The organism is Anaerolinea thermophila (assembly GCF_020723905.1).
Classification (GTDB): Bacteria; Chloroflexota; Anaerolineae; order Anaerolineales; family Anaerolineaceae; genus Anaerolinea; species Anaerolinea thermophila_A.
The window spans coordinates 204,778-230,028 of sequence record NZ_DYHZ01000004.1 but is presented as its reverse complement, the minus strand read 5'-3'; the positions used below and the strand labels follow the sequence as shown (position 1 = coordinate 230,028).

24 protein-coding genes are annotated in these 25,251 nt (G+C 58.6%); 17 read left to right on the top strand and 7 right to left on the bottom strand.

Features of this window, described 5'->3' with window-relative positions; all coding sequences use genetic code 11:
- The first annotated feature begins 3 nt into the window (after positions 1–3).
- Positions 4–801 carry a class I SAM-dependent methyltransferase gene (locus LHF31_RS07805; RefSeq protein ID WP_298010007.1) on the top strand — a complete coding sequence of 266 codons (798 nt, stop codon included), beginning with the start codon at positions 4–6 and terminating at the stop codon, positions 799–801.
- A complete protein-coding gene (locus LHF31_RS07800) occupies positions 798–1,727 on the top strand; it encodes a lysylphosphatidylglycerol synthase domain-containing protein (RefSeq protein WP_298010003.1) in 930 nt (309 codons plus the stop codon). The genes LHF31_RS07805 and LHF31_RS07800 overlap by 4 nt, the downstream gene beginning before the upstream one ends.
- A gap of 43 nt (positions 1,728–1,770) precedes the next feature.
- On the opposite strand, the gene LHF31_RS07795 is transcribed toward LHF31_RS07800, so the two are convergent.
- The gene (locus tag LHF31_RS07795) at positions 1,771–3,201 is read right to left on the bottom strand and encodes a hypothetical protein (RefSeq protein WP_298010001.1); all 1,431 of its coding nucleotides are present in this window, start codon (positions 3,199–3,201) and stop codon (positions 1,771–1,773) included.
- 164 nt (positions 3,202–3,365) lie between these two features.
- Between LHF31_RS07795 and LHF31_RS07790 the strand changes: the two genes are divergently transcribed.
- Complete coding sequence (locus LHF31_RS07790; RefSeq protein ID WP_298009999.1) at positions 3,366–3,905, top strand: hypothetical protein; 540 nt, start codon at positions 3,366–3,368, stop codon at positions 3,903–3,905.
- On the opposite strand, the gene LHF31_RS07785 is transcribed toward LHF31_RS07790, so the two are convergent.
- The gene (locus LHF31_RS07785) at positions 3,892–4,866 is read right to left on the bottom strand and encodes a glycosyltransferase family 2 protein (protein ID WP_298009997.1); all 975 of its coding nucleotides are present in this window, start codon (positions 4,864–4,866) and stop codon (positions 3,892–3,894) included. The two genes, LHF31_RS07790 and LHF31_RS07785, sit on opposite strands and share 14 nt — an antisense overlap.
- 277 nt (positions 4,867–5,143) lie before the next feature.
- Here LHF31_RS07785 and LHF31_RS07780 point away from each other — a divergent pair, with 277 nt between their 5' ends.
- The 3 genes from LHF31_RS07780 (at position 5,144) to LHF31_RS07770 (ending at position 8,361) form a co-directional block, all read left to right on the top strand.
- The gene (locus tag LHF31_RS07780; RefSeq protein WP_298009994.1) at positions 5,144–5,614 is read left to right on the top strand and encodes an HAD family hydrolase; all 471 of its coding nucleotides are present in this window, start codon (positions 5,144–5,146) and stop codon (positions 5,612–5,614) included.
- The gene (locus tag LHF31_RS07775) at positions 5,611–6,834 is read left to right on the top strand and encodes an SH3 domain-containing protein (protein WP_298009991.1); all 1,224 of its coding nucleotides are present in this window, start codon (positions 5,611–5,613) and stop codon (positions 6,832–6,834) included. The genes LHF31_RS07780 and LHF31_RS07775 overlap by 4 nt, the downstream gene beginning before the upstream one ends.
- 66 nt (positions 6,835–6,900) lie before the next feature.
- Positions 6,901–8,361, top strand: a complete 1,461-nt coding sequence (locus LHF31_RS07770; RefSeq protein WP_298009988.1) for a phosphoglucomutase/phosphomannomutase family protein — start codon at positions 6,901–6,903, stop codon at positions 8,359–8,361.
- 141 nt (positions 8,362–8,502) lie between these two features.
- Here the strand turns inward: LHF31_RS07770 and LHF31_RS07765 are convergent, their stop codons facing one another.
- Complete coding sequence (locus LHF31_RS07765; RefSeq protein ID WP_298009986.1) at positions 8,503–8,757, bottom strand: hypothetical protein; 255 nt, start codon at positions 8,755–8,757, stop codon at positions 8,503–8,505.
- Positions 8,758–8,770: 13 nt separating this feature from the next.
- Positions 8,771–9,331 (bottom strand): hypothetical protein, encoded by a 561-nt coding sequence (locus LHF31_RS07760; RefSeq protein ID WP_298009983.1) that lies wholly within the window; start codon positions 9,329–9,331, stop codon positions 8,771–8,773.
- Between the two features lie 518 nt (positions 9,332–9,849).
- On the opposite strand from LHF31_RS07760, the gene LHF31_RS07755 reads away from it, so the two are divergent.
- From LHF31_RS07755 to LHF31_RS07735, 5 genes are all read left to right on the top strand, one after another.
- A complete protein-coding gene (locus tag LHF31_RS07755; protein WP_298009980.1) occupies positions 9,850–10,173 on the top strand; it encodes an RNA-binding protein in 324 nt (107 codons plus the stop codon).
- Positions 10,174–10,348: 175 nt separating this feature from the next.
- A complete protein-coding gene (locus LHF31_RS07750; protein WP_298009977.1) occupies positions 10,349–11,491 on the top strand; it encodes an ABC transporter substrate-binding protein in 1,143 nt (380 codons plus the stop codon).
- A gap of 131 nt (positions 11,492–11,622) precedes the next feature.
- Positions 11,623–12,438: an ABC transporter permease subunit gene (locus tag LHF31_RS07745; protein WP_363324798.1), complete on the top strand. Its 816-nt coding sequence runs from the start codon at positions 11,623–11,625 to the stop codon at positions 12,436–12,438.
- Between the two features lie 19 nt (positions 12,439–12,457).
- Positions 12,458–13,276, top strand: a complete 819-nt coding sequence (locus tag LHF31_RS07740) for an ABC transporter permease (protein ID WP_298009971.1) — start codon at positions 12,458–12,460, stop codon at positions 13,274–13,276.
- Between the two features lie 23 nt (positions 13,277–13,299).
- Complete coding sequence (locus tag LHF31_RS07735; protein WP_303774045.1) at positions 13,300–14,355, top strand: ABC transporter ATP-binding protein; 1,056 nt, start codon at positions 13,300–13,302, stop codon at positions 14,353–14,355.
- Positions 14,356–14,509: 154 nt separating this feature from the next.
- Here LHF31_RS07735 and LHF31_RS07730 read toward each other — a convergent pair whose 3' ends face one another.
- From LHF31_RS07730 to LHF31_RS07720, 3 genes are read right to left on the bottom strand one after another with little or no spacing between them, the layout of a single operon-like run.
- On the bottom strand, positions 14,510–15,559 hold the full coding sequence (locus tag LHF31_RS07730; protein WP_298008988.1) for an ABC transporter ATP-binding protein: 1,050 nt from the start codon (positions 15,557–15,559) through the stop codon (positions 14,510–14,512).
- Entirely contained in the window at positions 15,556–17,175 is a 1,620-nt protein-coding gene (locus LHF31_RS07725; protein ID WP_298008985.1) for an iron ABC transporter permease, read from the bottom strand. The genes LHF31_RS07730 and LHF31_RS07725 overlap by 4 nt, the downstream gene beginning before the upstream one ends.
- A 5-nt stretch (positions 17,176–17,180) precedes the next feature.
- Positions 17,181–18,281 (bottom strand): extracellular solute-binding protein, encoded by a 1,101-nt coding sequence (locus LHF31_RS07720; RefSeq protein WP_298008982.1) that lies wholly within the window; start codon positions 18,279–18,281, stop codon positions 17,181–17,183.
- A 142-nt stretch (positions 18,282–18,423) separates the two neighbouring features.
- Between LHF31_RS07720 and LHF31_RS07715 the strand changes: the two genes are divergently transcribed.
- The 6 genes from LHF31_RS07715 (at position 18,424) to LHF31_RS07690 (ending at position 25,251) form a co-directional block, all read left to right on the top strand.
- Entirely contained in the window at positions 18,424–19,113 is a 690-nt protein-coding gene (locus LHF31_RS07715) for a metal-dependent transcriptional regulator (protein WP_298008977.1), read from the top strand.
- A gap of 44 nt (positions 19,114–19,157) precedes the next feature.
- On the top strand, positions 19,158–19,574 hold the full coding sequence (locus LHF31_RS07710) for an ACT domain-containing protein (protein ID WP_298008975.1): 417 nt from the start codon (positions 19,158–19,160) through the stop codon (positions 19,572–19,574).
- Positions 19,575–19,700: 126 nt separating this feature from the next.
- Positions 19,701–21,962 carry an HD domain-containing phosphohydrolase gene (locus LHF31_RS07705; RefSeq protein ID WP_298008972.1) on the top strand — a complete coding sequence of 754 codons (2,262 nt, stop codon included), beginning with the start codon at positions 19,701–19,703 and terminating at the stop codon, positions 21,960–21,962.
- Between the two features lie 176 nt (positions 21,963–22,138).
- Complete coding sequence (lpdA, locus tag LHF31_RS07700) at positions 22,139–23,536, top strand: dihydrolipoyl dehydrogenase (RefSeq protein ID WP_298008970.1); 1,398 nt, start codon at positions 22,139–22,141, stop codon at positions 23,534–23,536.
- A 109-nt stretch (positions 23,537–23,645) separates the two neighbouring features.
- Positions 23,646–24,521 carry a site-specific DNA-methyltransferase gene (locus LHF31_RS07695; protein WP_298008967.1) on the top strand — a complete coding sequence of 292 codons (876 nt, stop codon included), beginning with the start codon at positions 23,646–23,648 and terminating at the stop codon, positions 24,519–24,521.
- The gene (locus LHF31_RS07690; RefSeq protein WP_363324789.1) at positions 24,499–25,251 is read left to right on the top strand and encodes a PmeII family type II restriction endonuclease; all 753 of its coding nucleotides are present in this window, start codon (positions 24,499–24,501) and stop codon (positions 25,249–25,251) included. Before LHF31_RS07695 ends, LHF31_RS07690 begins: the two co-directional genes overlap by 23 nt.

Genomic DNA, 25,251 nt, shown 5'->3' with positions numbered 1-25,251 from the left:
AACATGAAGAGGAATTATCAGGAAAACTTTTTTACGTTATACACCTCGTTTCAAAGCCACGACCGCAGGCTGGAAAAGGGACGAAAAATCCACTTTACCCTGACCCAGTTTTGCAAAGAAGACTTAAAAACCAGAACCTGTCTGGATGTAGGCTGTTCTGCGGGTGTGATTACCAGTTATTTGCGCCCGTTATTCCATAAGATGATCGGTCTGGATTATGACCCCGTAGGACTGGGACTGATCACGCCCGAACAAAAACAGGAAGTGGGTTTCATGCGCGGCGATGCCATGAATCTGCCGCTGGAAGACGAAAGTGTGGATGTGGTCATTTGCGCCCAGGTATATGAACATGTTCCCGATGACGAACGGCTGTTTCAGGAAATTGAACGCGTTCTGAGACCGGGCGGGATTGTATTCTTCAGTGGACCCAATAAATTGTTTCCCATCGAACTGCATCACAACCTGCCGTTTTTGCAGTGGCTTCCCCCCCGGTGGGCAAACCGGTATGTCCAGTTGCTGGGAAAAGGCAACGAGTTTTACGAATACTCCCGCACGCTGGGAGACCTGCGCAAAGTGCTGAAAGGCTTTGATATTTATGATGTCACCGTACCGGTGCTGAGGTTCTTCGCCCATGAAAGGCAGGGCTTCAAGCGGCAGGTATACCGGGCTTTTTCAAAGGCTCCCCGCTGGGTGAAGCATCTGGTGGCATGGCTGACCCCCAATTTCAACTGGGTGCTGGTCAAAAAAACCGACCCTCACCTCCCCAGCCGTTATACCCTCGTTGAATTCTTTGAAGAATGATCAGAAAATGGGCTCGTCGTCTGGGACTGGCAATCGGCTTTGGGCTTTTCCTTTCCCAGATCGTTCAGGCAATTCTCTCCATCTCCTCATCGCCTTTGCGCATGGTGTGGGGATGGATTTTTCTGGCGTTTCTCACCATGTTTCTGCTCATTGCGCTCCAGATTTTCATCTGGAAGCAGATTCTGAACGCCATGGGCATTCCGTTGCGGTATCTTCAAATCGCCAGAGGATACAGCCTGTCGTTAATCCCCCGTTACATTCCCGGCGGCGTGTGGGGGTATCTGAACCGGAGTGAGTGGCTGAAAGAGGCTTATCAAATCCCTGCTTCTCAGGGAAACCTCTCGTCTGTACTGGAAGTGCTTCAGATTATTCTCACGGCATTCATGGCGCTGTTCCTGTTCGCCGGGCTGTTTTCGAACCTGCCTCTCCCGGGGTTCCTGATGGTGGTTTTCCTCACCCTTCTGCTCCCCTTCCTGGTCTGGAAAATACTCTCACTTCCCGTCATTCAACAGAATCAATGGCTGCCTTTTCAGATTCACCTGCCAGACTGGCTCATTGCGGGGTATTCCGGAGTGATTCAATGGGTGCTTCTAGGGATCAGCACCATTTTCCTGCTCTTTGGGGTACAGAGCGGGTCTGTTTTTGATTTCATCACCCTGCAAAAGAGCGCACTGATTGCCTTCTGCTACACCTTTTCGTGGCTGGCGGGCTTCTTTGTGCTCTTCATTCCCGGCGGAATGGGCATCCGGGAAGTTTCCCTTTCTTTCTTGCTGACTCAACTGGTGAATGTTCCGGCAGGACAATCTGCATGGATTGCCGTGCTTTCGCGCCTTCTGTATTCGCTGGCAGAACTGCTCTGGATTCTGATTGCCCTGATCCTGGGAAGCGGCACCCGCGCCGGAGAGGGACAAACCAGAAAGGGCTGACCCCGTGGGGTCAGCCCTTTCGATTGAATGAACTCAGCCAGTGTTATGGCACCAGAGCGGTGTAAGCCATGAACTGATCGCCGTTGGGCGGGGTGATGTAGGTGTTGGCAATGTAGGCGTGAACGGGTTGGTCAGAAACGATCTTCAGAGAACCCTGCCAGCCATCGGTGATTTCGGGCAATTCAGTCCCGGAGAGGCGGAAGTTGCGCACAATGCTGGACTCTGCCGGAATGGTGATGCCCGTGCGGACAATCGGCGTGCCGCCACCCGAAGGCGTGTAGGTCAACGTGACCGTGGCAGGATTGGTGGAGAGATTCTGAATGGTGACGGTGGTGGAGAAGCCGTTGCTGAGCCGCTTGGCAATCAGCGGGACGTAAGCGGTGGTGCCCGTCGAGGAGCCGGGGATGGCTTCATAAGCCGCCTGATCTTTGGTGTTTACCCAGCGGTACATCACCAGCGTCACAACCTTCTTCCCGGAGGTCACGGAGACTTTGCAGGAGCCCTGCCAGTTGGTGGGGAAGTTGGTGGTATCTACCAGCGTGTTGAAGGTGTAAGAGCCTTTCACCGGAATGGCGGTGGCGTTCGAAATGGTCAGTGTGGCCGGCCCGGTGTAAGCAGGATCCTTGGTGCAGTTCAGGACCAGATCGCCCGCTGCAATATCGGTGGTATCGAGGTTTTGAACCGCCAGAGAGGTGTTGAGGGAGTTGGTCAGACGAGAGTACAGCAAGGGGACGAACCAGACCGAGTCAACCGATTCCTGCGGGAAGCCGCTGAAGGTCATCAGGCTGTCGGCGCCAAAGAAGAGGTTGGAAACCACCGCAACCTGCCCGCCGGAAGTGGTCACCGAAACCTCAGCCGAGCCAAACCAGTTGGTGGGGAGGTTGGTCTCATCCGAAATATCGTAGGTGTAGGTGGCTTTGGGGGCAATGCCCGTGATGGTCTTGGTGTAATCGGGGGTGGTATCCCCAACCTGAGTCAGCGCAACGGTCACATCAATTGCCGCAGAACCAATATTTTGAATCATGATTTGAGAATTGGCAGTTCCGGTTGCCGAGGTTCCCTGGCGAGCCACCAGCGGCACGTAGGCTTTGGCGGTGCCAGCATTGAAGCCCTTATACGCACCGGAAGTGGGAACGCCACTGCGGTTGATCAACTGCACCAGCGCACCAAGAGGCTGGGTGGCGGAGATCACCACCGAGCCCTGTCCGGGGGTCAGGGTGTCGAAATACTGCCGGACAATCCACTGACCGCCATCTGCCGGGATGGTGGCGCTGGTATAGGAAGAACCCGTCCAGGGGGTTCCATCGGGTTTGACATAGTCCACCACCACATCGGCGGAACTGCTTCCCAGATTCACCAGGGTGAAGTTCGTGGAAAGCGATTTGGTGGTTGCGGCGGCTGAGGCGCTCGTGGCAAACACCAGAGTCAGAATCATGACCGCCGAGAGCAAAGAAATGAGTGATTTTTTCAGCATACCAATCCTCCTTTGGGATTTAAAGGCTAAGATAAGCATAGCGTTTCAACCCGGCATTTTCAATAATCCATTGGTATTATTCAGAGGGGTATGCCAGATGGGAAAGAATCATGTAAAATCAACCCTGAAACAACGCTCGAAAAAAACCTTGCAAAGGAACAGGTATGAAATTTCGCATCTCTTTTGTGGTTTTGGTCGTTCTCGTGATGGCATTGTCCGCATGCGCTCCGGCAGCCAGTCCCTCCGCAACTCCCTCTGTTGCAGGATATCCCACCATGGGGTCTCAGGGCATGGAAGGGTACGCCGCCCCTCAAAACTCCTCTTCCGAAGTCCCTTCCGGGAGCGTACCGGCGCCGGTTCCCGATGAAGGAAAAGCCTCTTTGAGCGGAATCCTCTATCAGAAATCCCATTCTGCGGTGCTGACCAACTTCTTCATTTACCTCACCCCTGCTCAGGGAGATAACCGCGATCAACCCCCACCCATTCTGGCAGGTCCGCTGGCAGATAAAGGGGATATTGCCGCGAAAACCAATGAAAAGGGTGAGTTTACGTTTAACAATCTGACACCGGGGAATTATTTCCTGGTGGTCAATCTGGGATACGATTATGAACTTGCGGTCAAGTCCATGGACGATATGACGCCCATGCTGATTCAACTGACCCCGAATCAACAACTATCTCTGGGGGCGGTTATCGTTCCTTAAGAGAGGCGTTGCTCTCCCCTCTCTCGTAATCCTGCTGGCGCACGCGGTAGAGCACTTCCTCCAAGATCTTGCGGTTGAAGGCAATCAAATCTGCCACCAGCCCGATCATCAGCGTCTGGAAGCCGATGATGGCAAGAATCGCGGCAAGGATGAGTGCCTGCACCTGCGCCACATCCTGTCCCAGCACATAGCGCAGGATGACAAAGCGCATACCCAGCCCGAACGCCACCAGCAGAAGAATCCCCCCGACGACACTGAACACCCGCAGGGGACGGTGCATGGAGTACGAACGCACAATGGTGATGCTCGAATTGCGCAGGTAATCGCCGATACTGCGGATGAGCCGCGAAGGACGGGTGGGCGGATTGGTACGAATGGGCACCGACATCACCGCAATGGGACTGTTGCCCGCCTGGATGAGCGTCTCCAGCGTGTAGGAATAATCGGAGAGCACCAGCGTGCGCAGGGCGGCTTCGCGCGTCAGCGCGCGGAAACCACTGGTGGCATCGGGAATGCTCAACCCCGCCGCGCGAGAGACCACGTGACTGCCCCACACCTGCAAACGCCGCTTCAACGGCGCAAAATGCTCCAGCGTTGCCACCCCGCGGTCGCCAATCACCAGATCGGCTTTGCCTTCCAGAATCGGGCGCAGAAGGGTGGGGATGTCCTCGGCGCTGTATTGATTATCGGCATCGGTATTCAGGATGACATCCGCCCCGGCGCGCAGACTGGCATCCAGCCCGGCGGCAAAGGCTTTTGCCAGCCCGCTGTGTTTGCGCAGACGCACCACATGATCGGCACCCGCCGCCCGGGCAACCTCAGCAGTGTTGTCCTGACTGCCGTCATCCACAACCAGCACCTCAACAGCATCAAAGCCCTCCATTTGACGCGGCAACAGGCTCAGCGTGTGCGGCAGAACCTCGGCTTCGTTATAACAGGGAATTTGAATGATCAATTTCATAGCAACGCCGATAGTATACCACAGAGCCTTTCCGGCAGGATTTCCCCCACCAGGACAACCTCTCTGTGGATAGACTCTCCTTTCCTGTGGATAACTCCCAGAAAATCTGTGGAAAACCCCCACAAAATTGTGGAAAACTGTGGAGAATCGGTGGACGAATCGGGGATGAGCGGGGGATAACCCTCTAACCGATTCTTTACCGGCATCCGCCCTCGCCCTGCCGCGGGCATCTCCAGCGCCGGCAACAGCCCCCTGCGGAGTGTATTATAATTGCGGTATGATTGAATTGACCGTTCCCGGTCAGGGGGTGATTCGCCTGAGCCATCTGGTGCTGGATGTCAACGGCACCCTTGCCGTAGATGGACATCTCATCGAAGGGGTGCGCCCTCTGCTCGACCAGATCCGCGATCGGCTGGAGATTCATCTCATCACTGCCGATACGCACGGCGGGCAGGCGGCGCTCGACCGTCAACTGGGAGTTCAGGCACACCGCCTGCAGGCAGGGGATGAAGCCGAACAAAAAGCCGCCTTTGTGCGCTCGCTGGGCGCAGAGCAGGTGGTTGCCATTGGACAGGGCGCCAACGACGCCCTGATGCTCCGCGAAGCCCGCATCGGCATTTGCGTGCTCTCGCCGGAAGGCACCGCCCTTTCCACCCTGCAATCGGCAGATCTCTGCGCGCCTGGCATCCTTCCTGCACTGGAGTTGCTCTTAAAACCCACACGATTGGTGGCAACGTTGCGAAGATGACCCTGCCTGCCAGTGAACCCATCCCTCTGCCGGAAGAAGAACTTCCGCCCGCCCGGCGGCGGCGATTGCGCCGCATGGTCATCCCCGAGCGTCACGATGAACAATCGGCGTTTCTGGATGCTCTGGGCGAGCGCACCACCCCCGGCGCGGAGTTCTTCCTCTCTGCCCTGCTGGCAGGGCTGGTGACCGGCATCGCCCTTTTGCTGGATTCACCCGCGCTGGTGGTGCTTGCCGCATTGCTGGCGCCCTTCATGGCGCCGGTGCTGGGCATGGGGGTGGCAGGCGTGGCTGGTTCCACCGGCTTCCTCCTGCGCTCGCTGGTCAGTACGCTCATCGGCGGGTTGATTTTCTTCCTCACCGGCACACTGACGGGCATTCCCGCCCGGTTGCTTGCCCTGAACGGCTGGGTGCAGTTATCTTACCTCCTGCGTCTGGACGGCTACAGCCTGCTTCTGCTCAGCCTCGGGACAATTCTGTCCACCGTCCTGCTGGTGCGCTCCACACAGCAGCGTCCGCTGGTCAGCAGTGTCGCCATGGCGTATGCGCTGTTCCTGCCATTGGGCGCGGCGGGCTACGGGCTTACCTCCGGCGCCCCTCTACCGTGGTACAACGGCATGGTGGTGTTCTTCATCGGTCTGGCGGTTGCCGCCCTGCTGGGCGCCGTCACCCTGGTGATTCAGGGTCTGCGCCCCCTCAACGGGTGGAGTTACCTCTTCACCGGCGCCTACATGACCGTGGTGGTTGCCGCGCTGGTCATCTGGCTCAGCGGCGGCATCCCGGTCATCCAGTTGCCGGAGATGACCGCCCCGCAGGCACCGCAGGCATCTGCCCCGCCTTCCGTGAATGAACAGGTCACTTCCACCCCCGCCGGGGCTCTGGCAACCCCCACGCTCACCGCCACGGCAACCGTCACCGGTACCGCCACCCCCACGCGCACCCTCATCCCCACCAACACCCCCACCATGACCGTCACCCCACAGCCTACGCCGGTGTGGGCGCGTATCAACGTCAAGGGCAGTAACGGCGCGGTGATTCGCGCCGAACCGGGCTACAACGCCGCCATCGTCAAGAGCCTGCTCAACGGCATCATCGTCGAAGTGCTGAACGATGTCGCCACTGCCGACGGCGCCACCTGGGTGAAAATCCGCACCGCCGACGGCGTGGAAGGCTGGATTGTGCGCGCCCTGCTGGCAACCGCCACCCCCGCCCCCGGATGGTGACATTCCATGAACATCCCCGGGAAACGGTTAAATTGAACTTTTTATCTTAACAAGGAGAAACCCTGCATGCCCATTCATTTTGGTACCGACGGCTGGCGTGCCGTCATCTCAGATACCTTCACCTTTACCAACCTGCGCATGGTGGCGCAAGCCATTGCCGATTCCATCGCCAGCGGTTCATGGACAGAAAACCTGCCCACCGACCGCCCGATTGACCCCCGGCGCATGATTGTCGGCTTCGATACCCGCTTCCTCTCCGACCGGTTTGCGCAGGAAGTGGCTCGCGTGCTTGCCGCCAACGATTTCACCGTCTATCTGGCGCAGGCAGACGCCCCCACGCCTGCCATTTCCTACGCCGTGTACAACCGCAACGCCATCGGCGGGGTGATGATTACCGCCTCGCACAATGCCCCGCGCTACAACGGCGTGAAACTCAAATCCTACTACGGCGGCTCTGCCCTGCCCGAACAGTGCCGCGAGGTGGAAGTCTTCCTGAACGACAACGAAGCCAAAGCCCGCGGTCCCAACCTGATGGAGTACGAGCACGCTCTGGAAGAAAGGCGCATCATCCGCTTCAACCCCATCCCCGAGTACTACGACCACCTGCGCCGCCTGATTGACTTCGACGTCATCGCCAGCAACCCGCCCCGCTTTGTAGTGGATTCCATGTACGGCTCCGGTCGCGGAGTCATTCGCGGCATCCTGCAGGGCACCGGCTGTGAAGTCATCGAAATCCGCGGCGAGATGAACCCCGGTTTTGGCGGCGTGCATCCTGAACCCATTGCCCGTTACCTGGGCGCGCTGGCAGGCGCCATCGGCAGCGGCGTGGGCGGGTTTGGCATCGCCACCGATGGCGACGCCGACCGCACCGGCGCCATGGACGAGCACGGCAACTTTGTCGATCCGCACAAGATCATGGCGCTCAGCCTGCGCTATCTGGTGGAAAAGCGCGGTTTGCGCGGCGCGGTGGTGCGCACCGTTTCCACCACCCGCATGATTGACCGCCTGTGCCAGAAATACGGTCTGCCGCTCTACGAGACACCGGTGGGCTTCAACCACATTGCCGATTACATGATGAAAGACGACGTGCTCATCGGCGGCGAGGAATCGGGCGGCATTTCCTTCAAAGGACACATCCCCGAAGGCGATGGCATCCTGATGGGCTTGCTCATCGTCGAGATGGTGGCGGCGTACCGCACCCCCCTGCGCGATCTGGTGCGTCAACTGCTGGAAGAGGTGGGACCGGCGTACTACGAGCGCACCGACCTGCGCCTGCGCCGCCCGGTTGCCAAATCTCAGATGACCGCCCGGCTGGTCAACGACGCCCCCGCCGGAATCGGCGGCGAGCGCATCGTGGACATCAGCACGCTGGACGGGGTCAAGTACATCCTGGCGGACGATTCCTGGCTGCTCATCCGTCCTTCCGGCACCGAACCGGTTCTGCGGGTGTACGCCGAAGGGCGCACTCCGGAGATGGTCAAAGCCCTGCTGGGCTATGGCGAAGAAATCGCCGCCAGCGTGGTCTAAAGAGACACCCTGCCATCCCGCAGAAATCCTGCGGGATGTTTTTTTGAGGCAGACTGGCAAACCCATCGAACCGTTCTCCATGGAAAGCAAAACGCCCCCGGGAGGTTACTCCGCCGGGGACGTTTTGCTTCTCTCACTGGCTCACTGAAGATCCGCAAGGGTATCGGTGTTGTTGAGTTCTTCTTCCAGTTCCTGAAAGAGTTTATCCATTTCATCGGCGACCGAGACGTAGTCCTGTTCTCCGCCCTCGGACGGGAGGACAACCTGCCCTGCCGCCGCAGGAGCCTGAGCGTCCGCTGACTGTTGCAGGCGTTTCGGACGGGCACAGGCACTCACCCCGATCATCACCAGAACCAGCACCACCAGAATTGCCTTCATCCACAGGTCACGGCGCATGCTTCATCCTCCATCAGGGCTGGGGTTGAGTTCCAGGGGTGGGACGATGGGCGTCGCGCCAGGCGCGCAGCGCCTGCCGGAAGTCAATGATGCCCTTTTTCAGAGTCATGTGCGCATCGCTCAGCGCGCGGTGGGCGTTTGCCACCGTCTCCCGTGCCGCCGCCGGATCGGTCACCTTTCCGGCATCGTCAAAACCGGCATGCGCATTCAGCACTGCCGCCGCCTGATCATGGTGTCCCTGTGCCGCGGCAATGGCGGCATCGAGGGCATCCAGCGCCGATTCCAGCGCACTGACATCCAGCCCCTTCTCACTGGCTTTTTTGAGCCATTCGCGGGTCTTGCCGGCTAAGGTGCGGGCGTTGTTCAGGTGATCTTCCTGTGCCGCCAGCCAGTTGAGTTCACGCTGATAGGTGCGTTCCAGCGCCCCTTCACGCATTTGCTTAATCCTCTCCCGCGCGCTGCCCTCCGGACCGGAAGACTGCGCCGCCGCGGGCAGGGTTTGCACCATCAGCCCGCCAAACGCCAGCAGAAGCGCCAGCACAACCGAAAGAAACGACCAGCATTTGAATTTCATCTTTCACCTCCATCAAGGATTTCTCATCCCAAGGATACCGCCTGGTCGTAAGGCAGATTTTATCCGCCTGTAAAAAAACTGTAAAATCCGCTTTCGGGTTGCCCGACCCCGTCAACACCCCATCCAGCGGACGTGTTCGCATGCCAGCCGCAACGTCGTTTGCTGAAAGGCATGTGTATTCTCCTCTTATCCCGGAGAGAAGGGGAAGGCACTGTTTTTCCAGAGTCAGGAAAGCCGTGGAACACATCCTCGATTTTGATTGACTTTTTTGGAAAAGGTGCTACAATGATGAACGTAGTCGCCCGAAGTTTGCAGAGGTTGTCCGTTTGGGGGCTTGCAGTTTTCAAAAGCGATGCGTTCGCAGAGCACCCGGTTGGTGTGATGGTTTCCGTGCAGTTTTCGGTCAGAGTTGATTTTGACCCTCTTGCTGGCTCCACCCCGAATCTGTAGCCGAAATAACGCTTCCTTCTGAACATTCGGGAGAGCCATTTCTTTTTGTATCAAGAGGAGTCAATCGTATGAATATCTATGTAGGAAACCTGCCGTTCTCAGCCAGCGAAGACGATCTGCGCACCGCTTTCGCCGCCTACGGAACCGTCACGTCCGCCGCCGTCATCAAAGACCAGTTCTCCGGTCAGTCCCGGGGGTTCGGCTTCGTAGAAATGCCCAATCAGGCTGAGGCAGAAGCCGCCATCCAGGGGCTCAACGGTAAGGAACTCAAGGGTCGAGCCCTGCGTGTCAACGAAGCCCGCCCGCGCGAAGAGCGCCGCCCCGGTGGCGGAGACCGCCCGCGCCGCACCGGTGGTGGTGGAGACCGCCGCAACGACCGCCGCGGCTGGTAAGTCTTTTTCAAACTTTAATACTGAACACAGCGGGACCTCCCGCTGTGTTGCTTTTTAACGCTCCTTAACGCAGCCTTAACCCAATCTTACCCCGTAGAATGTTGCGCGAAAACGATTTCATTGTACAATGATGATGTTTCCAATCTTTTTTCTACCCAAGGAGGAGGAAAAATTTATGTTCTTTTCTGGAAAATCCAAGTGGGTACGCCTGCTGAGCCTCGTTTTGCTGGTGGCAATGCTGGTATCCTGCACCGCCGCGCCCACCGCCAAACCGGCTGAACCCGGCGCCGAGACCGGCGCCCTCAAAGAACTGGTGGACGCCGCCAAACAGGAAGGCACTCTTACCACCATCGCTCTGCCGCACGACTGGTGCAACTACGGCGAAGCCATCGAGACCTTCAAAGCCAAGTACGGCATCAAGGTCAACGAATTGAACCCCGACGCCAGTTCCGCTGAGGAAATCGAAGCCATTAAAGCCAACAAAGAGAGCAAGGGTCCCCAGGCTCCCGACGTGATTGATGTGGGCTACGCTTTTGGTCCACAGTTAATTGAGGAAGGGCTGGTCATGCCCTACAAAGTCTCCACCTGGGACAGCATCCCCGCCAACCTGAAGCACCCCGACGGCTACTGGTACGGCGACTACTACGGCGTGATGGCATTTGAGGTCAACAAAGACGTCGTCCAGAACGTCCCACAGGACTGGGCAGACCTGCTCAAGCCCGAGTACAAGAATCAGGTCGCGCTGGCGGGAGATCCGCGCATCTCCGCACAGGCTCAGATGAGCGTCTATGCCGCAGCGCTGGCAAACGGCGGCTCGCTGGATAACGTCCAGCCCGGTCTGGAATTCTTCAAGAAACTCAATGAAGTGGGCAACTTTGTGCCGGTGATTGCCAAACAATCCACCATCGCCAAAGGCGAAACCCCGGTCGTCCTGCGCTGGGATTACAACGCCCTGGCAGACAAGAGAGCCCTCGAAGGCAACCCTGAAATCGAAGTGGTCATTCCCAAGAGCGGTGTGATTGCCGGCGTGTACATTCAAGCCATCAGCGCCTATGCCCCACACCCCAACGCCGCCAAACTGTGGATGGAATTCCTCTACTCGGACGAAGGACAGTTGATCTGGCTCAAAGGCGGATGCCGCCCGGTGCGCTTCGATGACATGCTCAAGCGCAACGCCATCCCGCAGGATGTGCTGGCGGAACTGCCCCCTGCCGAACTGTACGCCAAAGCCGTCTTCCCCACCATCGAGCAGTTGAATGCGGCGCGCGCGGCAATTGCTGAGAACTGGGATAAAGTGGTCGGCGCCGACGTCAAATAACCCGTTTGCGCATGAGTCCCGAATTGCTTCGCCAATCGGGCAATGAGGGGGGGCTGGGACGGCATCCCGCCTCCCCTTCTTCCCCTGCCCGCCTCCCCAAGCCAAGCGGGCTCTGGGCATGGGCAGGGGTGATGCCCTTCTTCGTTTTTGCCCTGCTCTTCATGCTTCTGCCTTCCCTGTCTCTGCTGGTGGGCAGTTTTCGCGATCCGCAGGGCAACTTCACCCTGGAAAATCTCCGCAGTCTCTTCACTCCCTCCATTTTGAGCGCCTACTCCATCAGCATCCGCGTCAGCCTGGTGACTGCCCTGGGCGGCGCCGTGTTTGGCTTCCTGCTGGCGTACGCCGTCATTCTGGGCGGACTGCCGCGCTGGGCGCGCGATGCCCTGCTGACCTTTTCGGGGGTGGCATCTAACTTTGCCGGTGTGCCGCTGGCGTTTGCCTTTGTCGCCACTCTGGGACGGCTGGGCATGCTCACCGTGTTTCTCAAAGCCCTCGGCATTGACCTGTACGGCGCGGGCTTTAACCTGTACAGTTTCTGGGGGTTGAGTTTTACCTACATGTACTTCCAGTTTCCTCTGATGGTGCTGATCATCGCCCCGGCACTGGAAGGATTGAGGCGCGAATGGCGCGAAGCCGCCGAAAATCTTGGCGCCACCACCTGGCAGTACTGGCGCATGGTCGCCCTGCCCATTCTGACCCCCTCCATCCTCGGCGCCATCATCCTGCTGTTTGGCAACGCCTTTGGCGCTTACGCCACCGCCCTCTCGCTCACCGGCGGGCTGATCAACCTCATCACCATCCTCATCGGCGCGCAGATCATGGGCGATGTGCTTTACAACCCCGGGCTGGGCTACGCGCTCTCGTTTGGCATGATTGTGGTCATGGCAATCAATATGGTGGTGTATTACTTCCTGCGCAAACGCAGTGAACGCTGGCTGAAGCGGTAAAGGGGAAAGGAGCAAGCCTGTGTCTCAAGGACCATCCATTCCACTCCGTCAGCGCCTGCTCTCGTGGTTTTTCCTGTTCCTGGGCGCGCTGTACTTCTTCCTGCCCCTCATCGCCACGCTGGAGTTCTCTCTACGGGCGAAGAAGGGGGTGCTGAGTTTCCTGGCGTATGAGCGCGTCCTCCGCGATCCCAAATTCGTGCAGGCGTTCACTTTTTCCCTTGAAATGGCGCTGTTGACCGTCATCGTGGGGGTGATTCTGGTCGTGCCGACGGCGTACTGGATTCGCCTGCGCCTGCCGCAACTGCGCCCCATTGTCGAGTTCATCACCCTCATCCCCTTTGTTGTACCCGCCATCGTGCTGGTCTTCGGACTGATTCGCGTCTTCAGCCGCCCGCCCCTGTTGCTGACCAACTCCGAAACCGGCACGCAGATTTTGCTCGTCGCCGGGTATGTGGTGCTGGTTTTGCCCTACCTGTACCGGGCGGTGGATACCGGCTTGCAGGCACTGGATATCCGCACCCTCACCGAAGCCGCCCAGAGCCTCGGCGCAGACTGGTGGACGATCATCACCCGCATCATCTTCCCCAACCTGCGCAGCGCCATTCTGAGCGGCGCTTTCCTCACCATCACCATCGTCATGGGCGAATTGACCATGGCGTCCTTCCTGGTGGGGTTGCGCGCCTTCGGTCCCTACATGTCTCAGGTGGGACAAAACCGCGCCTACGAGGGTGCCGCGCTGGCGGTGATCAGTTTCATGCTCACGTGGGCATTTACCACGCTGTTCCAGTTCGTCGGCAGACGCGCACTGGGCGGCGATCAGACCTTTGTGGCTCGTTAAACCTTGCATTTCAGGTGAGGATTATGGCGTATTTGAGTTTGACAGGGCTTTCCAAACAGTTTGGACAGACCATTGCCGTGGAGCATTTCAATCTCGAAATCGAACGGGGGGAACTGGTCTCGTTTCTTGGTCCCAGCGGATGCGGAAAAACCACCACCCTGCGCATGATTGCCGGGTTCGAGTACCCCACCACCGGTCAAATTGTGCTGGACGGGGTGGATATCACCCATCTGCCGCCCAACCGCCGCCACATCGGCATGGTGTTCCAGTCATACGCCCTGTTCCCCAACCTGACCGTGGCGGAAAACATTGCCTTTGGGCTGAAGATCGCCAGACGCCCCCTCGAGGAAATCCGCAAAACGGTGCAGGAAATGCTCGATTTGATTCATTTGAGCGATTATGGCAACCGCTACCCCTACCAGTTATCCGGCGGACAGCAACAGCGCGTGGCACTGGCGCGCGCGCTGGCAATTCACCCGCGCGTGCTTTTGCTGGATGAACCCCTCTCGGCGCTGGACGCCAAAATTCGCGTGGAACTGCGCGAGGAAATCCGCCGCATCCAGCAGACCCTGGGGATTACCGCGGTGTACGTCACCCACGATCAGGAAGAAGCCCTCTCGCTCTCCGACCGCGTGGTGGTGATGAACGCCGGGCACATCGAGCAGGCAGGCACGCCTTTCGAGGTGTACAACTACCCCAAAACGCGCTTTGTGGCGTCCTTCATCGGGCAGTTGAACCTTCTGCCGGTACAGGTGAGCGACCCTGCCCGCGGGGTGGTGCTGTTCAAGAATACCCCGATTCAGGTGGAACTGACCGCGCCGCTGGCAGGCGTGAGCGAAGCCACCCTGGCGCTGCGCCCGGAAGAACTCAATCTGGGCGAGGTGCCGGGGCGCAATCACCTGCGCGGTAAGGTGCTGGATGTGATGTTCCTCGGCGCCATTGTGCGCGTGCGCGTGGATCTGCAGGGACACGAAGCCCTGGCAGACCTGTTCAACGAACGTCAGATGAGCCTGCCCCGCGTAGGCGAAGAGGTGACCCTCAACTTCCCCCCGCACGCCTGCTGGATCATCCACGAGTAATCCCCTGAGAGAGAGAAACCACCCAGCCCTCGAATGTCTTCGAGGGCTGGATCTTTTTGATCATTGGGGGCATTTTTTTTGAGCGCGCGGCAATTCTCTCCAACACATCCCCCGGGCTACCGGACAGAACCCAAAAAAGCGCGCGCAAAAGCCCTCACTGCCCCTTTGGGAAGACCATCAGCGGATGTTCGGCGCTGATGCGCGCCTGCACCCGCGCCCCGGCAGGCAGGACCAGCGTATGCGCCTTAAACGCATGCATCACCTCGCCGCTGTCCAGCCGCAGACGATACACATGGAACGCCCCGCGGAAGAACCGCTCCACAATCACCGCGTTGGCGTTCTCCGCCGCCGGGACGAAATCCACATCGTCGGCGCGCAGGGCAACTTCCACCGGTGTCCCCGCAGGCAGAGGGTGCCGCTGGAAAAGTGCCCCCAGCGGGGTATGGATGCCCCCCTCCACCGCCACACCGGGCAGGAAATCGCTGTCGCCCATAAATTCCGCCACAAAGCGCGTGGCTGAGGTGTGGAAAATGGCTTCCGGCGCGCCGATTTGCTCCATGCGCCCGCTGTTGAACACTGCCAGACAATCGCCCATGAAGAGGGCTTCTTCCTGATCGTGGGTGACAAACACCACCGTTGCCCCCATCTCTTTCAAAATGCCGCGCACCTGCTCGCGCATCTCCAGACGCATATCCGCATCCAGACTGCTGAAGGGTTCATCCATCAGCACCAGCACGGGACGGGGCGCCAGCGCCCGCGCCAGCGCCACCCGCTGACGCTCTCCGCCGGAAAGCGCATGGGGATAGCGCCCTGCCAGTGCCTGCAGACCCACCATCTCCAGCAGGGTGTTGACTGTTTCGCGCACCTGCGCACGGGGTTTGCCCCGCAAGCCAAAAGCCACGTTTTCAAACACCGTCAGGTGGGGAAAGAGGGCATGATCCTGAAAGACCATCCCCACCCCCCGTCGTTCCGGCGGGACAAAGACCTGCGGCGAAGCCATCAACCGCCCGTTGATAAAAATTTCCCCGCGGTCGGGACGCTCCAGCCCGGCAATCAGGCGCAGGGTGGTGGTTTTTCCGCACCCGCTGGGTCCCACCAGCGCGAGAATCTGCCCGGCGGGCAGGTCAAAGGAAAGGTCATTCACCGCCGGTTGAGCGTTGCGGGCAAACCGTTTAGAGACGTGACGAAGAGAAAGCGCAATCATCGAAACATTTGCTCCCTGCGAAGAAGGAATGCCAGCGGCGCAATCGAAATCAGCACCAGAAAGAGCGCCGCTGGAGCGGCTTGAAGATAAAACCCATCCGTTGCCCACATCCACACCCGCACCGCCAGCGTGTCGAAACCTGCCGGACGCAACAGCAGGGTGGCAGGCAATTCTTTGAGCGAGGTGAGGAACACCAGCGCACCCCCTGCCAGCAGTCCCGGCAGGATGAGCGGCAGGGTGACCTGAAGCACGGTCTGCGCACCAGTGCGTCCCAGGGTGCGCGCGGCTTCTTCCAGCGTGGGCGAAAGTATACTCAGCGCCGACTGGCTGGCGCGCACCGCCTGAGGCATGTGCCGCAGGACGTACGCCATCACCACCACCAGCGGCGTGCCGTACAGAAAGGGCAGAAACCGGTTGACCAGCAGAACCAGACTGAGGGCAATCACCACCCCGGGGATGGCGTAGCCCACCTGACACAGGCGCGCCAGAAAGTGCGAAAAGCGTCCCGGAGAGCGGCGCGCGAACAACGCCACCGGCAGAGAGAGCAGTACCGCCAGGACAGCCGCCAGAAGCGCCGTCCACAGACTGTTGAGGGCAAAGTTTCCAAAGCCCTGCGAGCCGGTGCGGAACACCGCCGCGGTGATGTCGGCATCGGCAAAGGCTTGCACGCTCCACGCCGTCAGCACCCCCAGTGGGACGAACAGGCTGGCGGCGCTCACCGCCAGCGCTCCCATCAGCGCGGGAAGGCGCCAGCGCCCCAGCGCAACCGGGGCAGCAGGACGCCAGCCGCCTTCCATCTGAGTGAAGCGCGCCTGCCCCTGGGCGCGCACCTCGCCCCACAGCATGAGCATGGCGAGCGTCACCAGCACCCCGCTCAAAACCGCCGCGGCGGAGCGATCGTACCGCCCGGACAACTGCACGAATATCGCCGAAGAAAAGGTCTCGTAGCGCAGGAGAGCCACCGTGCCGTACTCCGCCAGAATGTCCAGCGAAACCAGCAGGGCGCCTGCCAGCAAACCCGGACGCAACACCGGCAGGGTGACCTGCCAGAAGGTCTGCAGAGGACTGCGCCCCAGCGTGCGCGCAGATTCTTCCAGCGAGGCGTGCAGTGAACGGAATGCCGCTCCGCTGAGCAAATACACATAGGGATAGGTGAACAGGGTCAGGACAAACGCCGCCCCCCAGAACCCCAGCGGACTGGGAAGGGGAACGGCGTATCCCAGCCAGGATTCCAGCGCCTGCGGAAGCACCCCCCCGCGCGGACGCATCAACGCCAGATGGATGATGGCGCCAATGTACGGCGGGATTGCCAGCGGGAGTGCCAGCGCCCAGCGGAAAAACGCCCTGCCGGGCAGGTCGGTGCGCTCGGTCAGGAACGCCAGCCCCACCCCCAGCACCAGCGTCCCCGCAGTGACCGCGGCGGCAAGCCGCAGGGTGTTGCCCAGCAGAGTCCACAGGCGGGTTTGCAGCAGTCTCTGCCAGTCGGCGGGGTCGGCACCCAGCGCGCGCACAAAGATGTAAATAAGCGGAACCGCCACGAACAACCCCACCAGCCCCGCGGCAAAAGCCAGCCGGGGGCTGAACGAAGGAGCAGATGGACGCAGGGAAACTTGCATAGAAATCAGGGCAGACCCACCTTCTCGATCAGGTCAAAGGTGGCGTCGAAATCCTTCACCACCTCTGCCAGATTGAATGCCGCCAGGCGCACCTCATCCAGCGGACGCACGCCCTCGCGCACCGGAATCCCCGGCACGACCGGATACTCGTAATTCTGTTCGGCGAAGAGGCGCTGTCCCTCCGGCGAGAGCAGGAAATCCAGAAAGGCTTGCGCCGCGCGGGGGTTGGCACCGCCCCGGATGAGACCGGCGGCGGTGGCGTTGGTGATGACGCCTTTCTGCCCCTCGCCCTGATCGGGGTAAATCACCCCCACCGGACTGCTCTCGGCAAGTTGCAGGTGGTAGTAGTAATGGTTGACCAGCCCCAGTTTGAACTCGCCCGCGGCAACGGCTTTGCGCACGTCGGTGTGACCGCCGAAGAAGGTCACCTGATTGGCAATCAACCCGCTGAGCCAGTTTTCGGTGACTTCCTCACCGTACAACTGGCGCATCACCGCAATCTGCGCCTGCAGAGAGCCGTTGGTGGAGCCTGCCGCGGCAACCTGCCCCTTCCACTTCGGGTCGGTCAGGTCGAAAATCGAGGCGGGCAGTTCATCGGGCGAAACCAGATCGGTGTTGTACATGATGACGCGGGCGCGGCGGGTGAGAGCCACCCAGGTGCCGTCGGGAGAGCGCAGATCGGCGGGAAGTTGATCCACCAGTGGCGAGGTATAAGGAGCCAGCACGCCGCTCTCGCTCAACTTCTGCGCGGTGAAGATTTCGGTGGTGAGAAACACATCTGCCTGAGGGTTGCCCTGCTCTTCGAGGAGCGCATTGGCAATCTCGCTGTTGCTTCCGGCTTTCAGGGCAATCTCCACATCCGGGTAAAGGGCGCGGAAGGCGTCCAGCACGGGTTGAATCAGGGCTTCGGAACGCCCGGAGTAAATCACCAGCCGCCCGCTGACCGGCGCGGCGGCAGGCGTCTCCGCAAGCGCGGCTGTCGGCTCAGGGGAGGTGGGAGTGTGCGCGGGCGCTTCGGGCTGACGGACCTGCGGGGTAGAAACGGGCGCGCAGGCGCTCAGGAAAAGCGTGGTTGTGAGAAACAGGAACGAAATGGTTTTGAACATGACAGGCAGTTCTCCGTTGTGATTGATTCAAGTAAAGTGGTAGGCAATGGTATAATTAGCCTGCGTCAACTGCGAATGTTAGTATATACTAATATTATCAGATAGTAAAGATGATTTTTGTCATATTTTTCTTAAATATTCTATGACCCGAGCCATATTCCCTTCTCATGACTCCCGCCCTACCCGCACCATCGAGGATTACCTGATGACCATGTCCGTCATGGAGCGCGATCAGGGCGAAATCGTTGCCGCGCGTCTGGCGGAGCGCATGGGGGTCGCCCCACCCACAGTGACGATGACGCTCAAGCGCATGGAGCGCGACGGCTGGATCACCGGCACCGGGCGCAAAGCCGTGCGCCTCACCGAGACCGGGCGCGCCGCGGCGCACTCGGTCATCCGCCGGCACATGCTGGCAGAGTGGCTGCTGGTCGAGATGCTCAAAGTGCCGCTGGAGCAGGTGCACGAGGAAGCCCACGGCATCGAACACGCCATTTCGCCGCAACTGGAAGCACGCCTGCGCGAAGCGCTGGGAGACCGGCAGGTGTGTCCGCACGGCAACCCCTTCCCTGGCTGTGAGAGTGTGGTACAGGCATGGACTGCCCTCACCGATCTGCGCGCCGGAGAGGGCGGCGTCCTGCGGCGCATCCACGAGTTTGCCGAAGACGACCCGCAGGTGATTACCTTTCTGTATGCGCGCGGCTTGACCCCCGGCGCGTCCCTGCGGGTGCAGGAAGTCCTGCCCTTTAACCAGACATTGACCGTTGAAGTTCAGGAAAATGCCCTGACGCTGGGCTTTGCCGTGGCGCGCTACCTCTTCGTGGAGCGCACCTGATCCCTGCACAGGCGCCGCGCCACCGGAAGATTTACCCAACCGCTGTGAGGTGTGCCCTGATTGCTTCTGAAGATCTGACTTTTCTGCTCGCCCACATGGCGCCCGCCCTGCACCCGCAGGGGTTTCTCTTCCGTTCCCTGCCCGAAGCGGAAGCCCAGAACCGGCAGAATCAAGCCCTGGGCTGGTTCCGCGAGGCGGAAGGCGTTTCCCTCATTCTACCTGCCCCGCCCGGAGCGGAAGAATGGGCATGCATTACCCTGACCGTGCATTCGGCGCTGACCGCGGTGGGCTTTCTGGCGGCAATTGCCCGCCCTCTGGCAGAAGCGGGCATTCCTCTCAACGTGGTTTCGGCTGTGCATCACGATCATCTGTTTGTGCCGTGGGAACGCCGTGAGTCTGCCCTGCGGGTCCTGCAAGATCTCATCCGGGAAGCCGGGCAATCGTCCGCCTCAAGGGAATAAAGGATTGTACAAATCGGATATTCCTCATCCCTGAAAAACTGTATACTTAGAACGTAAATAAATCTCCTTTCCAGCGGTCGCGTCCTTTCTCACAGAAGCCGGAGATCTGCTCAAGAACTGAATACCATGAAATTGCCTGTGCGCTTTCAAAAAGAAGCCCTGCGCATCAGCGGTTTGTACCTGCTGTTTGCGGGTCTGTGGATTCTTTTTTCCGACCGCCTGCTGGAGTGGCTGGTTCCCGACCCAGACCGTCTTGCCCTGTTTCAGACCTACAAAGGCTGGGGATTCGTCCTTGTCACCGCCCTGCTGCTTTACCTGACCCTGCGGATGCGCCTGGAAACCCTGGAAAGCGAACGCGAAGCCCGCCTGGAAACCGCTCAACGGCTGGAGTCGTATCTTTCGGTCAGTCCGGTGGTCAATTTTGTTCTGCGGGTTGAACAGGACGGGAGGGTTTCCCCCGTCTGGGTGAGCGAGAATGTGCACGCTCTGCTGGGGTTTACCGCAGAAGAAGCCCTGAGTTACGACTGGTGGCTTCGCCATGTTCACCCCGAAGACCGCCAGAAAGCCATTGAACAGAGCAACCGGGTGCTGGAAACCGGTTGCGCCGACCTGACCTACCGCTTTTTCCACAAAGACGGCTCGCTGTTGTGGATTCGTCAGCAACTGCGCCTGATTCACAGAAGTGAACACAGCCTGCCGGAAATCATCGGCACCTGGTCTAACATCACCGAACGGGTGGAAGATCAACAGCGCATTCGCCGCCAGTTTGAGATGCTCTCCGCCCTGACCGATCAAGCCCGCGCGCTGGCGGAGAGCCTGGAAATCCAAAACGCCGCTCAGGAAACCGTGCGGCTTGCCTGCGAGGTGCTGGGTGCCAGACTGGCCTGGCTGGGCAGAGCCGAACCCGACGGGAACATCACCGTGCTGACAGTTTACCCGCCAGATCATCCCTACCCCCATCAAATCGGGGTGCGCTGGGATGACAGCCCATATGGCAACGGTCCCACCGGCAGAGCCATCCGCACTAAAACCGCACAGGTCATTCCCGACCTGCTCTCTCAACCCGCCATACCGGAATGGCGGGAACTGTTGATTCGTCACGAACTGTACACCAACGCCGCCTTTCCGCTGACCAGCCGCGGGCGGGTGTTTGGCGCGCTCACCGTGTACAGCGATCAGACCGGCTTCTTCGACGAAGAACGTCTGCATACCTTCCAGACCCTGGCGTACCTTGCCGCCGCCGCGCTGGAAAACGCCCGCCTCTTCGAGCAGACCCATCAACGTCTGGAGCAAATCTCCGCCCTGCGGGAGATTGATCAGGCAATCAGCAACAGTCTGGACCTTGCGCTGACCCTGCGGGTGGCGCTCAAGCAGGTCACCACCCAGTTGAAGGTGGACGCGGCAAACGTGCTTTTGCTCGACCCGCGCACCCAGCAACTGGAGAGCCTCGCCAGTCTGGGGTTTGCCTCATCGCTGCCCGATCGGGTCAAACTGCGGGTGGGAGAGGCTCCGGCAGGGCACGCGGCAAAGGAAAGACGCCCGATCTTCATTGCCGACATCCAGAAGGAAATCCATGCGTTTCCCTGCGCCGACCTGCTGCAAAGCGAAGGGTTTAACCGATATGCCGCCGTCCCGCTCATCGCCAAAGGACAGGTAAAGGGAGTTCTCGAAGTCTTCCTGCGCCAGCCCCGCTCGCTCGACAGGGAATGGTTTGACTTCTTCCAGACCCTCGCCGGTCAGATTGCCATTGCCGTGGACAATGCCACCCTCTTCCAGGAACTCCAGCGTTCCAACACCGACCTCATCCTCGCCTATGATGAGACCATTGAGGGCTGGTCCCGCGCTCTCGACCTGCGCGACCGCGAGACCGAGGGACACTCCCGGCGGGTCACTGAACTCACCCTGAAAATTGCCCGCGCCATGGGCATGTCTGAAGAGCAACTGGTTCACGTACGCCGCGGCGCCCTGCTCCACGACATCGGCAAGATGGGCGTCCCCGATGCCATTCTGCTCAAGCCCGGCGCACTCACCGACGAAGAATGGCGCATCATGCGCCAGCATCCCACCCTGGCGTTCCAGATGCTCCTGCCCATTCAGTACCTGCGTCCCGCCCTGGACATTCCCTACTGCCACCATGAGAAGTGGGACGGCACCGGCTATCCCCGCGGCTTGAAGGGCGAGCAGATTCCACTGGCGGCGCGCATCTTTGCCGTGGTGGACGTGTGGGACGCCCTGCGCTCCGATCGTCCCTACCGTCCGGCGTGGAGCGTGGAGAGAACCCTGGCGTTCATTCAGGAACATGCCGGCACCCACTTCGATCCGCGCGTCGTGGAAGTGTTTTTGCAGGTCATTCGGGAAGAGCAAGAGCGCTCTTCTTCAAATGGATAAGGCATTCAGGCAGACTGTCCTCTTTCCGGCACCGGACATGTGCCTTTCGAACGGCTTTAGAAAAAAAGAACGCCGGAAGGTGTAACCGCCAGCGGAAAAAATCATCCAATTATGGTATGCTTGAAACAAAAAACGGGTAGGATCACCCTGCCCGCATCCTATCAGGGAGTTAAACCATGAACGAGTACGATGTCATCGTCATTGGAGCGGGACCCGGCGGGTACGTCAGCGCCATCCGCTCGGCGCAGTTGGGACTGAAAACCGCCATTGTGGACAGACAGTGGCTGGGCGGCGTCTGCCTGAATGTGGGCTGTATCCCATCCAAAGCCCTGTTGAAGAACGCCGAAGTGGCTCACACCCTGCGCGAACGCGGGCGCGAGTTCGGCTTTTCCTTTGAAAACCTCACCCTCGATTTTTCCGTGGCGGTCAAGCGCAGTCGTCAGGTATCGGACCGCCTGACGAAAGGGGTGGGGTTCCTGATGAAAAAGAACGGCATTGACGTGCACATGGGCACCGCCCGGCTGACCGCCCGCGACACCGTCCAGGTGACCGATCGCGACGGCAAGGTGAGCCAGTTGAAGGGGCGCAACATCATCATCGCCACCGGTGCTTCGGCGGCGGTCATCCCCGGGGTAAAGGTGGACGGCGAGAAAGTGCTGACCTACTGGGAAGCCATCCTGCAGACCCGCCTGCCCGGATCGGTCATCGTCATCGGCGGCGGCGCCATCGGGCTGGAGTTCTCCACCGTGTGGAACGCCTACGGGAGCGAAGTGACCCTTGTGGAAATGCTGCCGCGCATTGCGCCGCTGGAAGACGAAGAAATCAGCGCCGAACTGACCAAAGCCTTCCAGAAGCGCGGCATCAATGTACTGGCGGGTCACCGCGTGCAATCGGTGGAAACCACCGAAACCGGCGTGCGGGTGGTGGTGAGCGGCGAAGGCGGCGAGAAGACCCTGGAAGCCGAACAGGCTCTGCTGGCGATTGGCTTCAAGCCCAATTCCCGCGATCTGGGACTGGAAGAGGTGGGCGTGAAGATGAACGAGCGCGGCTTCATTGAAGTGGATGAGCGCATGGCAACCAGCGTGCCGGGCATCTGGGCAATTGGCGATGTGACCGGCAAACTTCTGCTGGCGCATGTGGCATCCGCACAGGGCATCGCCTGCGCCGAAGCCATTGCCGGTCTGCCGGTACAGCCCATTGATTACCGCATGGTGCCCCGCGCCACCTACTGCCAGCCGCAGGTGGCTTCGTTTGGGCTTACCGAAGCGCAGGCAAAGGAAGCCGGGTACGCCGTCAAGGTGGGGCGCTTCCCCTTCCAGCCCAACGGCAAAGCCCTGGGACTGGGCGATTACACCGGCTTTGTCAAAATCATTGTGGACGAGAAGCACGGCGAGATTCTGGGCGCGCACATGATTGGACCGGAAGTGACCGAACTTCTGCCCGAACTCACCCTGGCTCAGCGCAGTGAGTTGACCATTGAAGATGTGGCGCGCAACATTCATGCGCACCCCACCCTGAGCGAGGTCATCATGGAAGCCGCAGAAGCCGTTCTGGGACACGCAATTCATATATAAGGTCTCTTCAAGCCCTACGGGAAGCGGAGCAGTACAGGCTCCGCTTCTTCTTTCTTCTCCTACCCGTTAAAAAGATAGAACTTCTGTTCAGAAGGATTATAATAAAAATATGAAAGTAGAAACGCGTTTAATTCTGGGTGATTGCCGGGAAAAATTGAAAGAAATTCCTGATAACTTTATTGATTTAATTTTTACGTCACCACCTTACGCAGATAGTCGCTCCAACACCTACGGTGGGATAAAGCCTGATGAATATGTGGAATGGTTCTTACCCATTTCCAGAGAACTTCTTCGGGTGCTGAAACCTACAGGTACTTTTATTCTGAACATCAAAGAGAAAGTCGTCAATGGCGAACGCCACACTTATGTCATTGAATTAATTCTGGAAATGCGCAAACAGGGCTGGTTATGGACAGAAGAGTTCATCTGGCACAAAAAAAACTCCTACCCCGGTAAATGGCCCAATCGCTTCCGCGATGCATGGGAAAGACTGCTTCAGTTTAATAAGCAAAAGCATTTTCACATGTATCAGGAAGAAGTGATGGTACCAATGGGGAGCTGGGCAGAAAAACGCCTGAAAAATTTGAGCCACACCGATCTTGTTCGCGATAACTCACGAGTGGGAAGCGGCTTTGGCAAACGGGTAGCCAACTGGATTGGCAGAAACAAAGTATATCCAACCAATGTTTTGCATCTGGCAACAGAAACGAAAAACCGAAATCACAGTGCAGTATTTCCTGAAGATCTGCCCGAGTGGTTTATTAAACTTTTCACTCGTGAGGGAGACTGGGTACTCGATCCGTTTATGGGATCTGGAACAACCAACCGGGTAGCCCAAAGGATGGGACGCAATTCCATTGGCATTGAAATCTTGCCTGAGTACTTTGCATTGTCTCAGCAAAGTCTTCAACCTGTACTGGAAATCCCCAAACAAATGGTATTACTGGAGGAAAAAGGATCTTATGATGCCCCCCACTCTGAGTGATCATATCTATCAATTTGTGGAAAAGAATATTGACGGGTTTCATAAGCGCCGTCTGGAACGTTTGAAAAATTTGAAATTAAACGAAGTCCTCAAACGGAAAAATCCTTACCTTTTCAAAGCCAAAAACCTGCATGTTGCTCATGATCTGGTTAAGATGTTGCTGGATGCTTTCCTTTCTTCCCATGAAGAAACCATATTCGGCGAGTTTATGGAACAGTTAGCCATTTTTGTGTGTAATCAGGTTTACGGGGGAAGAAAATCATCTTCAGAAGGTATAGACCTTGAATTTGAAAAGGATGGAGTGATCTATCTGGTTTCAGTCAAATCCGGTCCTAACTGGGGAAACTCTGAACAAATTAAAAAAATGCGTTTAGCCTTCCAGAAAGCCATCAGGACTCTGCGTACCAATCAGCCAAACATCAACGTCCGTGCAGTTAACGGGTGTTGTTATGGTAAAGAATCCCACGAATATGGCGACTACATCAAAATCTGCGGGCAGGAATTCTGGACATTTATTTCCGGAGATGAACGTCTTTATCTAGACATCATTGAGCCCCTGGGACACCGGGCAAAAGAGCGTAATGAAGATTTTCAGAAAGAATATGCCCGCATTGTAAATCTGTTTACAGAGGAATTTACAAAAGATTTTTGTCGTGATGGATATATTGATTGGGAAAAACTGGTTGAATTTAATTCAGGTAAACAACAATCGAGCAAGAAACAACAATAA

Bases quoted from the DNA above. Each gene is read 5' to 3' on its own strand.
- LHF31_RS07755 (WP_298009980.1), top strand. From the start codon at position 9,850: ATGAATATCTATGTAGGAAACCTGCCGTTCTCAGCCAGCGAAGACGAT.
- LHF31_RS07780 (WP_298009994.1), top strand. From the start codon at position 5,144: ATGATTGAATTGACCGTTCCCGGTCAGGGGGTGATTCGCCTGAGCCAT.
- LHF31_RS07785 (WP_298009997.1), bottom strand. From the start codon at position 4,866: ATGAAATTGATCATTCAAATTCCCTGTTATAACGAAGCCGAGGTTCTG.
- LHF31_RS07760 (WP_298009983.1), bottom strand. From the start codon at position 9,331: ATGAAATTCAAATGCTGGTCGTTTCTTTCGGTTGTGCTGGCGCTTCTG.
- LHF31_RS07695 (WP_298008967.1), top strand. From the start codon at position 23,646: ATGAAAGTAGAAACGCGTTTAATTCTGGGTGATTGCCGGGAAAAATTG.
- LHF31_RS07800 (WP_298010003.1), top strand. From the start codon at position 798: ATGATCAGAAAATGGGCTCGTCGTCTGGGACTGGCAATCGGCTTTGGG.
- LHF31_RS07805 (WP_298010007.1), top strand. From the start codon at position 4: ATGAAGAGGAATTATCAGGAAAACTTTTTTACGTTATACACCTCGTTT.
- LHF31_RS07705 (WP_298008972.1), top strand. From the start codon at position 19,701: ATGAAATTGCCTGTGCGCTTTCAAAAAGAAGCCCTGCGCATCAGCGGT.
- LHF31_RS07730 (WP_298008988.1), bottom strand. From the start codon at position 15,559: ATGATTGCGCTTTCTCTTCGTCACGTCTCTAAACGGTTTGCCCGCAAC.
- LHF31_RS07765 (WP_298009986.1), bottom strand. From the start codon at position 8,757: ATGCGCCGTGACCTGTGGATGAAGGCAATTCTGGTGGTGCTGGTTCTG.
- LHF31_RS07795 (WP_298010001.1), bottom strand. From the start codon at position 3,201: ATGCTGAAAAAATCACTCATTTCTTTGCTCTCGGCGGTCATGATTCTG.
- LHF31_RS07720 (WP_298008982.1), bottom strand. From the start codon at position 18,281: ATGTTCAAAACCATTTCGTTCCTGTTTCTCACAACCACGCTTTTCCTG.
- LHF31_RS07715 (WP_298008977.1), top strand. From the start codon at position 18,424: ATGACCCGAGCCATATTCCCTTCTCATGACTCCCGCCCTACCCGCACC.
- LHF31_RS07750 (WP_298009977.1), top strand. From the start codon at position 10,349: ATGTTCTTTTCTGGAAAATCCAAGTGGGTACGCCTGCTGAGCCTCGTT.
- LHF31_RS07735 (WP_303774045.1), top strand. From the start codon at position 13,300: ATGGCGTATTTGAGTTTGACAGGGCTTTCCAAACAGTTTGGACAGACC.
- LHF31_RS07690 (WP_363324789.1), top strand. From the start codon at position 24,499: ATGATGCCCCCCACTCTGAGTGATCATATCTATCAATTTGTGGAAAAG.
- LHF31_RS07745 (WP_363324798.1), top strand. From the start codon at position 11,623: ATGCCCTTCTTCGTTTTTGCCCTGCTCTTCATGCTTCTGCCTTCCCTG.
- LHF31_RS07775 (WP_298009991.1), top strand. From the start codon at position 5,611: ATGACCCTGCCTGCCAGTGAACCCATCCCTCTGCCGGAAGAAGAACTT.
- LHF31_RS07790 (WP_298009999.1), top strand. From the start codon at position 3,366: ATGAAATTTCGCATCTCTTTTGTGGTTTTGGTCGTTCTCGTGATGGCA.
- lpdA (WP_298008970.1), top strand. From the start codon at position 22,139: ATGAACGAGTACGATGTCATCGTCATTGGAGCGGGACCCGGCGGGTAC.
- LHF31_RS07725 (WP_298008985.1), bottom strand. From the start codon at position 17,175: ATGCAAGTTTCCCTGCGTCCATCTGCTCCTTCGTTCAGCCCCCGGCTG.
- LHF31_RS07770 (WP_298009988.1), top strand. From the start codon at position 6,901: ATGCCCATTCATTTTGGTACCGACGGCTGGCGTGCCGTCATCTCAGAT.